Below are 10849 nucleotides of genomic sequence, written 5' to 3'. Positions count from 1 at the left end.
TAATCACTAACAAGGCAGTTAAAATATTGGACGACATCTGAGTAATACCAGAAATTAATGCAAATCGCTCTTCGGAAAACCAAGTATTAGCCAGGTAAATAGCACCTATGTAAGACGTAGATAAACCAATGCCTGTGATAATTTTTGCGGTAATAGCTATAGCAAAGCTCTGGCTAACCGCCATTAATAGTAATCCAAGGGCGGCAATAAAAGCAGAACTTGCCAGTGTTATTTTTGGCCCAATCCTATCAAACAACCGTCCGGTAAATAGCTGTGCAATACCATAACAAAGGAAAAAAGCGGTCCCAAGCAAGCCTAATTGCGTGTTACTCAGCTTCAACTGATTTTTGATGTCTGGAGATAATACGGAAAATAAAACAGATATCATCACAGCAACTATAAAATAAATATCGCCTGTTCCCCAAACAAGTATCGATTGTTTCAATGTTATTTTTTGCCTTCCAGACATAACGAGCTCTCCCTAACGAGATAAGAGTCTGCCGATAATGGATTTCACGGCTGATTTGCATCCTTTGCGCCACGAAAAATGAAATATCAATAGACGCAAACATATTAGCTTATCGATATACTGCGTGTGAACCGGAATTAAAGATCGTATAGTCGATAGGGCACTCAATGGTCTGGTACTCCTGCTGCTACCGCCGCCTTAAGCCAGGTCTTCAACAATTCCATACCGGCAGGCGCTACTAAAAATAGCCTCCTTCACGTTAGATGTGTCCGGGTTTTTACTCCTACTCCATAACTTCCATGCATCTCTTTTTGAGGCAGCGTTGCTGCCTCATGATTGTTTTAGATGAGCTATTCGGGCTTGGTGTTTAAATAGCTTATGCACCTTCTTTGGGCGCAGCTGCTTTTTTAGGTTTAGGTGACGCTTTTTTCACGGTTCTTTTTTGCGCTTGTTGCTTTTGCAGCTGGGGCGTCAGCGGCTTTTGCTTTTTTTGCAACCGAGGCGTCAGCAGCTTTTGAGGTTTTTGGGGGAGTTGATTTTTTATGGCTTTTTTCGCAGGTTTTTCACTTTGAACGCTCTTGTTGTCTTTTGCATGCAGGATTGAATTTGCTTTTTCTTTTAATGTACGTCTTATGGCTTTAAACTCGTCGGTACGAATTTTAGCAAGATCCTTTTGATGTGCAGCACAAATTAATACGTTTCTCTCGATTTTTTCAGATAATACTGCGTATTTTTTCAGTAAGTGCCGTGCATTTTTAGCTAACTCTGTGGAATCAATCTTCGTTGGAAATTCTTGAATCTCAGCAACAATTTTTTAATTTTGTTAATTCCATTGGAGTGCCTTGTCCCATGATGAGCCTCACGTGTGATAACAGTAAAAAAGTATAGCCCATGGTTGGGGGTTCTTCCATAGGCCTCTTAAGCGACTCTAGCGAAGATTAAGAAATTCGCTTGATTCTATTGATGGGCGTCCTTCGTATCGCCATGACGTCATATACTTTCCTCTTTTTTGTTTTATCTATAATGTAATTAATACCCCCAAGGATTGGGATAAAAATGAATTTTTACACTTCTATAGGGATACTATTTTTAGCCATCTTATTTTTTAAATCTACTTTCTTTGTTTTTGGGTTATAAATATTCAAAAAAATGTAAATTAGATCACGATTCAAAGAAAGAAAGCAGTATGCAGATTATCGAAGGCTCTATGTTAGCGTTGCTAGGCCTTCTATTGGCATTTACTTTTTCTTCAGCCGTTAATAAGTTTGATCACAGAAGAGCGTTAATTATTGATGAAGCAAATGCTATCGGAACCCTTTATTTACGCCTTGACTTATTACCTATAGAGAAACAAGAAACAGCGAAACAAACGTTAAAAACCTATTTAGATTTCCATATTAAAGCGTATCAAGCACTTCCTAACATTCAAGACGCTGAGCGTTATTTGGAGGCGTCACATGAATACCAAACGAAACTATGGAGTGAAGCGATTGGCTCTTGTACAAAAATGAAAAACAATTACTCTTGTATGCTTATAATCCCTGCACTAAACCAGGTATTTGATATAGAAAACAAGAGGATAAAAAACATGCAGTTGCATCCTCCCAAGTATATTTTTGTTTTATTAATTTTTGTTGCTTTAGTGGCTACATTTTTTATAGGAAGCCACATTTATAGCCGAAAAGGAACGAGTATAGTGCATACGGTTAGTTACTCTTTGGTTATCAGTCTGGTAATTTTTACTATTATTGATATGGAGTATCCTCGCTTAGGTTTTATACGTGTCGATTCGTTTGATCAAGTCTTGATCGATTTAAAGCACTCATTAAACTGATTTCAGGATTGATATTAAATAAAGGACCAATAAGAAAATGCGTACTGATAGAGCGTTCACATCATGGATGAAAAATACACAAAAATTACGTCTAAGTTTTTCCCTGGTGATACTCTTTATTTTCTCTCTAGAAGCAATAGCTGATCCATTGCCCTCGTGGAATGATGGGAAAGTAAAAAAATCTTATCCAATTCGTTCAAACTGTCACTAACAAATCTAGCCCTTATTACGTAGAACCTGATAAGCGTATCGCCACGTTTGATAATGACGGTACCTTATGGGTGGAACAACCGATATACACCCAACTTGTTTTTGCGATGGATAGAGTAAAAGCATTAGCACCAATGCATCCTGAATGGACATCTGAAAAACCGTTTAGTGCCATTATCCAAAACGATAAACAAGCGATTAAACATTTTTCTCTGGACGATCTAAAAAAATAGTATTAGCAACGCATACTGATCTAAGTGTCGATAAATACCATCAAATAGTATCGGCTTGGTTTAACACCGCTCAAAATCCTCGATATCATCATTTATATAAAGAAACCATTTATCAGCCTATGCTCGAGGTAATTCATTATCTTAAGGACAACGGATTTAAAGTCTATATTGTCACAGGTGGCGGGCAAGAATTTGTGCGTTCTTTTGCTAAAGAAGCTTATGGCATTGACTCTGAATATGTTATTGGCACAGTGGGTGAAACGAAATACACCTATGTGAATAACAAACCCGAATTGATAAAAACGCCAGAATTATTATTCTTAAATGATAAAGAAGTGAAACCAGAGGCAATCAATTATTTTATTGGCAAAAAACCCATTATTGCCTTTGGGAATTCCGATGGGGACAAACAAATGCTTGAATGGACTCAATCAGGCAAAGAACCCCATCTTATGGTACTCATCTATCATGATGACGCCACTCGAGAATATGCCTATGATACTAAATCCCCAATAGGTACTTTTTCTGATGCATTAAAAAAGCAGGCATTACAAAACAATTGGACTATAGTGAGTATGAAAAATGATTGGAACGTCATATTTCCATTTGAACTTCAATATACAGGCAGGAAAGTACAAAATGCCCGCAGTAATGCCTATTAACTGATTGATATCACCTTAAATAAAAAGGGGCTTAATTGCCCCTTTTGTTTAAAGTCGAACAAATTATTTATCCGCCACCCCTTGTTGTAAAGTTTCCAACACTTGGTCTACAGTAAAACTTGCCGCTTTTTGTCGGGGTGGAAACGCTTTGAAGGTTTCAATGAATTGCGCTACTTTCTCTTGTGCTGGTAAAAATACAAAAGCGTGATCGAGTAACCAGGAATAATAGATATTTGATGTAATATCGGCTCTTTCATAGGGATCTAGTCTTAAATTAAAGAGTTTGGGAACCCTCAATTTTACAAAGGGTTCACTCCATACTTTTAGTGTTCCAGGGACCCGTTGCTCAGCAAAAATAAATTTCCAATTATCATAGCGAAGGGCAGTTAAATCCCCATCATCTGAAAAATAAAAAAGTCCTGTCGCGGCCCTTTTGTTTCTTTTCCAGTTAAGTAGGGAAGAAAATTATAGCCATCGAGATGAACTTTGAAGTTTTTCTTTCCTACCGGATATCCTTTTAATAATTGTTCTTTAACGTTGGGATTACCAGCAAGGGCAAGCAAGGTGGGCAGCCAATCTAAATGGGACATAATGTCTATAGAGACTGTACCAGGCTTAATATGGCCAGGCCATTTCACTAATGCTGGGACACGATATGCTCCTTCCCAATTGGAGTTTTTCTCATTTCTAAAGGGAGTCATACCTGCATCGGGCCAGGTGTTCATATGTGGACCATTATCCGTACTATAAAAGACTAACGTGTTGTCAGACATCCCTAGTTCGTTCAATTTATTCAGGATAGTGCCAACATTTTTATCATGATCAATCATAGCGTCATGATATTCACTTTGCCAGCGTCCAGATTGACCTTTGCTCCCTGGTTTCACATGGGTTTTAAAATGCATATGGGTAAAATTAACCCAAACAAATACTGGTTTTCCTGCTTTGTGTTGTTTTTCAATAAATTCAGCAGCGCGCGCGGCCACATCCTCATCAATGGTTTCCATGCGTTTGCTGTCTAATGGCCCGGTATCTTCTATTTTTTGCGTACCATCACTATTCGCATAGGAGTGAATGACGCCTCTTGGACCATATTTCTTGCGAAATGCAGGGTCTTTGGGGTAGTCCGGATATTCTGGTTCTTCTTCAGCGTTTAAATGATAGAGGTTGCCATAAAATTCATCAAAACCATGATTGGTAGGCAAAAAGACATCTTTATCACCCAAATGATTTTTTCCAAATTGACCTGTTGCATAGCCCAAGGGCTTCAGTAATTCAGCAATGGTTGGATCTTCACCTCGAAGTCCCAGGTTCGCGCCAGGCATTCCTACTTTACTGAGTCCAGTACGAAAAACACTTTGTCCGGTGATGAATGCAGCACGCCCGGCAGTACAACTTTGCTCACCGTAATAGTCTGTAAACAATAGGCCATCTTTAGCTATGCTATCGATGTTGGGTGTATTGTATCCCATAAGCCCATGCGAATAAGCGCTGATATTGGTTTGTCCAATATCATCGCCCCAAATAATGACTATATTAGGTTTTTGTGGGGTATTTGGAGACGTGGTACTCGATTCCACTGCATAAGTTATATTTCCCCACAAACAGCTTGCAGCAATCACGCCATGAATCCACTTCATAAACCCTCCTTGTTAAATAGAGTATTCCTTGTCTTACGGAGGCGCGAAAATATGCCCTCCATTTTTAACTAACCAAACCCTTCTGTTTCATCCTTTTTATGAGGTAACTAATCTAAAACCAATATGAGCCATGGGATTGTACGGGTCTACCCCACGTCTGGCACTGGGTCTATAGCTGGCACAGAAATTGGGATCGCACAGAAACGAGCCGCCACGAATGACACGCTTTGGTGCGTTAGCCGGTTCATTCGCATGAGAAGGATCATAACTTTCCTTGGGTCCTTGTGGATTTATAGTTAGCTTATTTTGAGCCTGTAGAACAAAGGCATCTGCTCTATACCAATCTGCAACCCATTGCCATACATTTCCAGCCATATCATAAAGGCCATATCCATTGGGAGGATAGCTGCCAACTTTTGAAGGATGGATAAGTGTCCGGTATGTTGGTTCAATAACAGGAAAATGTCCCGGAAATATTTTTGCCATTTTTTGACCTTTCGGTTGAAACTCATCCCCCCAAACATACTCTTTTTGTTCTAAACCTCCACGTGCAGCAAACTCCCACTCAGCCTCTGTAGGCAATCTTTTTCCAATCCATTTGGCATAAGCAAGTGCGTCTTGATAAGAGATTTGTACAACAGGATAATCCTCTTTACCAATAATATTGCTTTCTGGCCCTGTCGGATGACGCCAGTCAGCACCAGGAATAAATCGCCACCAGACAGCCGAATCATTTAAAGGGACCGGTTCATTCGTTCCAATAAAAACCATTGCGCCTGGAATTAAATTTTCATTGGATGGTTTTGGTGTTCCCGGTAGTACCTGCACCTTTATCGTTTCCCAATCTGGTTTTTGCTCGGCAGTGGTCACATAACCTGTCGCTTCAACAAATAAGGCAAATTGAGCGTTGGTTACATCGGTTTTATCCATCCAAAATCCATTCACATGCACCTTATGTGCAGGCTGCTCATTATGGTTTGCCATGGAACTATTACTGCCCATGATAAATTCACCCCCCGGAATCCATACCATGCCTGAAGGTTTTTTCCAAACGTTATAATACCCTAGAAATAGGACTAGAAATAAAAAGAAACCTAACAATAAAAATTTCATATAATGAACGGTCTTAAATCTATCCATGTAATTACATTCCTTGGCACTTGGCGCACGAGCAAACATAGGAATAAGTTATATAGCTAAGTGAACCATTTCTTTTAAACAGGATTTTGCTATTTCATCCATACTAATACCATTTCGTCATGTTTGTAATAAATAGTCGTCGGAAAAACGCAGGGAACTTTGAAATAACGGTACTGCAATGGTTACTGAAATGAGTTTTTCGTAAGTCCTGTGCATAGCAATCGAAATGCCCATATTTTTTCAATCAGTCAGTTTCCACCCAAAAATGGGACAATAGTTGAGCCTGTGTCCGAGCCCCTCGTATGGCAGTTACTGCTGCGTTGGTTTTGTCGTCATTATGGGGCTCATTTACGAAGGATTTTACCCTCTTAAACCATTGCTCAGAAACATAAATTAATCAATGGAAACGCCGGATTTTAACATTATCTTCATTGCATTTAATTAGTTAGCTATTTGTTAATATTTAGTTAATAGAATTATATTAAAATGCGCAATAAAAATGATTTGTTGCGCTCAAATTTTTTCAAAAATAGCAACAGGTATGAAGAAAAAAGAGCTTGGTAAACAAGCTAAAGTGATGACAATAAAGAGTATGGATAGGATGTTAAAAACATACTCATAGAAAAGAGGGATAAGGATGTATAAAACGCTGCTAGCGTTAAGAAAACTATACATCTAATGAATGAAAATGCCTAAGCCGGGTATTTTCAATTTATAGCATTAAGGAGCGTAAAAAATGGCAAGACCTGAAGAGCAACTTGTGAATGGAGACGTTGTTGAAGTCACACCGTGCAAACAATCCCAAAGAGATGAGAATCTACTGCAAAAGCTACCATCCGAAGTACTAGAACATCTTTTAGAGTGGACTTCACCCAATGATGCCTTTGCTTTGCTACCATTACCTGGTGCTATTTACCGGTTATTTTATCATCCTGAAGCGACGGCTAGTTTGCAGATTAAATTACTTGGTATTTGCCAACAAACCATGGATCGGCCTTTTTGGACCTTGTTTAATGATCCAGCCTTACCTAATGCAACAAAATTAATGATGGCCGCTCAATATAGTCAGTCAGTTGGTTTGACGCCAAGCCATGCAGCATTACAAAGCTTTATTGAGAGAACTGACAGTGATGCGGGGCCTCATGGTCATGAAAAAGAGTTAATTGCTCAACTTGTTTGGAGTTATAAAAAAGCTGAAACAGCATCACTTTCTGGTAAACCGATTGATCTCGCTTATGCAAAAGTTACAACCTTATTAAGTCGATCTACTCCATTATACGAACATTTAAACTACCCTGAAATTGATTTTGTCGCTCAACATTGGCATGAGTTAGATGAAGCACAGCAACAAACTCTAACGGAGCTATTGCATAAAAATATTAAAATTACAGAGGGCAGTCATCATTTAATCCCTTTAATCAGGCCTATTGAACTCAGTTTTGAAGAGCACTGTAGAATTAAAAATGAAATGATTAGAATCATTCCTAAAGGAGGTTATGGTTATCAGTTTTTACACTGGTTTTTTATTCTTCCCTCTATGCAGCAAGATGAGATTGTTGGACGCTTAAAAAATATAATCCTAATGGTTTTTTAGAATTTCTTTATCGTGCATGTGATGAACCAAGTCTTAAAAGAAAACTCTTTTTGGATTGTGTTCAACAGGTTAATGATCAATTCTCTGTTGATGGTTATTACATAAATAATTGTCTTGCGGCCATTAGAACATGTAAGATTTTAGATTATTTTGACTATAGCCGTATCTCTAGATTTGATAAATTTGATACCTTAATCATACATGCTGGGGAAGACGGTTTTCCTTATGATGATATTGATTCATACGTCAGCGAATTAAGCGTTGATGAACTCTCCAGTTTGATAAACAAAATCTTGGGTGGAGAACGCCGATACCCGTTGGCACTGGCCATATCCATTTCTAAAAATGCACGTTTACGACAGAGTGATGATGTTCAACTTGAAAAATTGATGGACAGTATCATTCATCATATCAGCCATGATCAATTTTTTGGTAGCCAAGCCAATAGTAATGCAGTTGTTGATTTAATGAGCCATGATATCTTTTCTGTAGAGGAAAAAAGAAAGTTCATGATGCATTATTATCTAATTTATACAAGGTTCGTCCAGGCCATTATAGCTCAGCTGATTACGAAATTGCCCGAATCATTCAACAAGCAGCGAATCGTTGTGAAAATATAGCGGTGAGAGAATTACTCCATAAAACAATGGCGGAAGAACCTCAAATTAATGCCATTGTATGGCATGGTAATAGTCATGGTTTAGGAACCGAAGCTGTCTCGTGGAGTATTTTTGGAACTCTTTTCGGGAGTTCTATTAAACGAACCATGTGGAATGACATGGTAGAAAAATATAGCAGCAACCTGGAGAGAATTTTAATAACGTTGCAAAAAAGCAATTATGAATTTCATCAAGATGCCATTACCGTTAAAGATGTTAGAGTCGAGTTTGAAGGACTCATTCGTTGTGTATGTAAAAATAATGATACTTGGTATTCTTTCTATGCTTATCGTCATCAAACTGATGCGGCATCTAAACTTACCAATTTTTTATTATCGCCTCAAGGGCATAAATTATTAACCTTGTTATCAACCGTCTATCAACGACCATTGACCAAGCAAGAACACTTTGTTCAGTTATATCAAGACATTTACCGAGGGAAAATACAAACGGATAGTGATGAGCAATTAATTCATTGCCAAGAGCATACTTACTGGCTAGATGCCGCGAGAAAAGCAGAGCCTACGCCCTGAGCCAATGTGCGTTGTTCATGCATTAGCGGATATAAAAAAGACATGATAATCTAAGCTATTCTCAAGGGATTGGAATTTCTATGATAAGGAATACTATTGTTTTCTGTGGAACCTTGCTACTGATATTTTGCAATACATCCGCCGTTAGCTCAGAAGTCTCCACGATGGCAGCACCGAAGTGGGCAGGCTTCTACGTCGGTGCAAATGCTGGTGGCGTTTGGAGTGCAAATACCAAAACCAGCATCGTGTCATCGTTCGTTCCAGGTTCGCAAAATCCATCCTATCCTAACGGCGCAACTTATACAGGTATTCAATCAGCAACTGGGGCAACCGGGATTATCTCTACCAGCAACGCAGGATTTATTGGCGGTGGTCAAATTGGATATAATTTGCAATTTACAGACCGTCTGCTTGGCGGACTGGAAACAGATTTACAGGCCATGACGTCTGGAAATGATAGTGGAAAATCGTCAAGTACTGTTCCGCTGAGCGGTACTTATGATGGAGGCGCTTATTCGTTCCTTCCTGGCGAATCGTATGCAACTATGCTGAATAGCAAGAAACATACGAATTATTTGGGCACTTTTCGTGGAAGACTTGGGGGCTTGATCACGCCCTCGTTATTAGTCATGGGAACAGGGGGCCTTGCTTATGGCGGTGTATCATCAAAAGCCACAATCACGCAAACTAACAATGAAAGAAGTTTGGTTGATCCTGCCCTTGCTCAATTTACGCTTGATCCACAAACCGTTACCTCAGGTCGTTATTCAAAAAATATACGTTTGGGTTGGACTGTTGGCGCAGGGGGGGAGTGGATGTTTCTCCCGAATTGGAGTGCCAAGGTTGAATACCTCTATTATGATTTGGGCCGAGTAAATTATACGATGAGCCCCACAATAACGAGAATTCCCGCGAACTCCTCGCCTGTAGCAGTCGTTGCGTCGCAGGTTATGACTCATTTCAATGGGAATATCGTGCATGTAGGTATTAGCTATCACGGCTTTTCTTGATCTGAGCCATGGTCCGCCTGTAGTTTGGTAAGATCTGGTAATTTTGTTAACGGGTGACAAAGCATTACGAGACGTAGCTAAGGACGTCAATGTTGAAGTACATGGCACAATATGGCTTGTTGAACAAATGATACAAGAGAAAAAATTACCGTTGAAGTTGCACGAGTTGCTTCTCAGAGAATGAGAGATTCTGGCAGTCGATTACCTTGGAGTGAGGTGGAGAAGTTATTAACTAACACCCCGTAATGATTTTGCTTTCAAAGCCATTTCCTCCTTAATAGCTATACTTTTCTACATAGCAACTTGGATGTTGCATGGGAAGGGAAACAATGACGGCTTCAAAGTTAACGAAATCAAAATTCAGACTGGCATATGAATGCCCCACAAAACTCTATTACGTTGATAAACCTCAATATGCCAATCAGCTGATGGAAGACTCTTTTTTAAAAGCATTAGCTGAAGGTGGCTATCAGGTAGAGGCTTTAGCACGATGTTATTTTCCAGATGGTATATTCGTGACTACCCAAAACAAAGCAGGTCTCGCGGCGACAAAGCGGTTACTGGAAAATGAATCTATTACGCTTTTTGAAGCAGAAATACAGTACCAAGGCTATTTGATTCGCACCGATATCCTCATAAAACATAAGAACCATTTGAAATTAATTGAAATCAAAGCAAAGTCTATTAGCAATGACGAAATTAAAGAGATTGAAAAAAGAGCTGAATGGAAACCCTATCTTGCCGATGTTGCATTTCAAAAATGGGTTCTACAGCAAGCCTATCCTAATTACCAAATCTCAAGTTACTTGATGTTAGTTGATAAAATAGTGTTTGCCCTACAGATGGATTGAACCGCAAATTTTGC

Annotated in this window: 12 protein-coding genes; 8 read left to right on the top strand and 4 right to left on the bottom strand. The window is 39.1% G+C overall.

From position 1 onward, the window contains the following. Window positions 1-469 (bottom strand): MFS transporter (locus tag BN58_RS01920; RefSeq protein ID WP_026069190.1); only part of this gene is annotated, 469 nt, incomplete at its 3' end. 1186 nt (window positions 470-1655) lie between these two features. On the opposite strand from BN58_RS01920, the gene BN58_RS21260 reads away from it, so the two are divergent. From BN58_RS21260 to BN58_RS27965, 3 genes are all read left to right on the top strand, one after another. Next, window positions 1656-2303: a bestrophin-like domain gene (locus tag BN58_RS21260; RefSeq protein WP_156812305.1), complete on the top strand. Its 648-nt coding sequence runs from the start codon at window positions 1656-1658 to the stop codon at window positions 2301-2303. 281 nt (window positions 2304-2584) lie between these two features. Further along, window positions 2585-2746 (top strand): hypothetical protein, encoded by a 162-nt coding sequence (locus BN58_RS30420; RefSeq protein WP_019215394.1) that lies wholly within the window; start codon window positions 2585-2587, stop codon window positions 2744-2746. Continuing rightward, on the top strand, window positions 2743-3408 hold the full coding sequence (locus BN58_RS27965) for an HAD family hydrolase (RefSeq protein ID WP_083852077.1): 666 nt from the start codon (window positions 2743-2745) through the stop codon (window positions 3406-3408). The genes BN58_RS30420 and BN58_RS27965 overlap by 4 nt, the downstream gene beginning before the upstream one ends. A gap of 63 nt (window positions 3409-3471) precedes the next feature. Here BN58_RS27965 and BN58_RS31420 read toward each other — a convergent pair whose 3' ends face one another. The 3 genes from BN58_RS31420 to BN58_RS01895 all read right to left on the bottom strand — a co-directional run bounded on the left by BN58_RS31420 (window position 3472) and on the right by BN58_RS01895 (window position 6188). Then, window positions 3472-3705 (bottom strand): hypothetical protein, encoded by a 234-nt coding sequence (locus BN58_RS31420; RefSeq protein ID WP_019215392.1) that lies wholly within the window; start codon window positions 3703-3705, stop codon window positions 3472-3474. Between the two features lie 89 nt (window positions 3706-3794). Further along, complete coding sequence (locus tag BN58_RS21250; RefSeq protein WP_198009792.1) at window positions 3795-5048, bottom strand: arylsulfatase; 1254 nt, start codon at window positions 5046-5048, stop codon at window positions 3795-3797. A 96-nt stretch (window positions 5049-5144) separates the two neighbouring features. After that, on the bottom strand, window positions 5145-6188 hold the full coding sequence (locus BN58_RS01895; RefSeq protein ID WP_019215391.1) for a formylglycine-generating enzyme family protein: 1044 nt from the start codon (window positions 6186-6188) through the stop codon (window positions 5145-5147). Window positions 6189-6924: 736 nt separating this feature from the next. On the opposite strand from BN58_RS01895, the gene BN58_RS01890 reads away from it, so the two are divergent. The 5 genes from BN58_RS01890 (at window position 6925) to BN58_RS32395 (ending at window position 10835) form a co-directional block, all read left to right on the top strand. Next, entirely contained in the window at window positions 6925-7782 is an 858-nt protein-coding gene (locus BN58_RS01890) for a hypothetical protein (RefSeq protein ID WP_019215390.1), read from the top strand. Window positions 7783-7832: 50 nt separating this feature from the next. After that, window positions 7833-8402: a hypothetical protein gene (locus BN58_RS01885; RefSeq protein WP_019215389.1), complete on the top strand. Its 570-nt coding sequence runs from the start codon at window positions 7833-7835 to the stop codon at window positions 8400-8402. Window positions 8403-8428: 26 nt separating this feature from the next. After that, the gene (locus BN58_RS01880; RefSeq protein ID WP_026069189.1) at window positions 8429-8974 is read left to right on the top strand and encodes a hypothetical protein; all 546 of its coding nucleotides are present in this window, start codon (window positions 8429-8431) and stop codon (window positions 8972-8974) included. A gap of 80 nt (window positions 8975-9054) precedes the next feature. Next, window positions 9055-9984 (top strand): outer membrane protein, encoded by a 930-nt coding sequence (locus BN58_RS01875; protein WP_083852076.1) that lies wholly within the window; start codon window positions 9055-9057, stop codon window positions 9982-9984. Window positions 9985-10313: 329 nt separating this feature from the next. Continuing rightward, complete coding sequence (locus BN58_RS32395; protein WP_232220261.1) at window positions 10314-10835, top strand: hypothetical protein; 522 nt, start codon at window positions 10314-10316, stop codon at window positions 10833-10835. The last annotated feature ends 14 nt before the right edge of the window (window positions 10836-10849 follow it).

This window comes from Legionella tunisiensis (genome assembly GCF_000308315.1).
Lineage (GTDB): Bacteria > Pseudomonadota > Gammaproteobacteria > Legionellales > Legionellaceae > Tatlockia > Tatlockia tunisiensis.
This window is presented reverse-complemented; position numbering and strand designations above follow the sequence as displayed.

Bases quoted from the DNA above. Each gene is read 5' to 3' on its own strand.
- BN58_RS21260 (WP_156812305.1), top strand. From the start codon at position 1,656: ATGCAGATTATCGAAGGCTCTATGTTAGCGTTGCTAGGCCTTCTATTG.
- BN58_RS21250 (WP_198009792.1), bottom strand. From the start codon at position 5,048: ATGAAGTGGATTCATGGCGTGATTGCTGCAAGCTGTTTGTGGGGAAAT.
- BN58_RS01895 (WP_019215391.1), bottom strand. From the start codon at position 6,188: ATGGATAGATTTAAGACCGTTCATTATATGAAATTTTTATTGTTAGGT.
- BN58_RS01890 (WP_019215390.1), top strand. From the start codon at position 6,925: ATGGCAAGACCTGAAGAGCAACTTGTGAATGGAGACGTTGTTGAAGTC.
- BN58_RS01880 (WP_026069189.1), top strand. From the start codon at position 8,429: ATGGCGGAAGAACCTCAAATTAATGCCATTGTATGGCATGGTAATAGT.
- BN58_RS01875 (WP_083852076.1), top strand. From the start codon at position 9,055: ATGATAAGGAATACTATTGTTTTCTGTGGAACCTTGCTACTGATATTT.
- BN58_RS32395 (WP_232220261.1), top strand. From the start codon at position 10,314: ATGACGGCTTCAAAGTTAACGAAATCAAAATTCAGACTGGCATATGAA.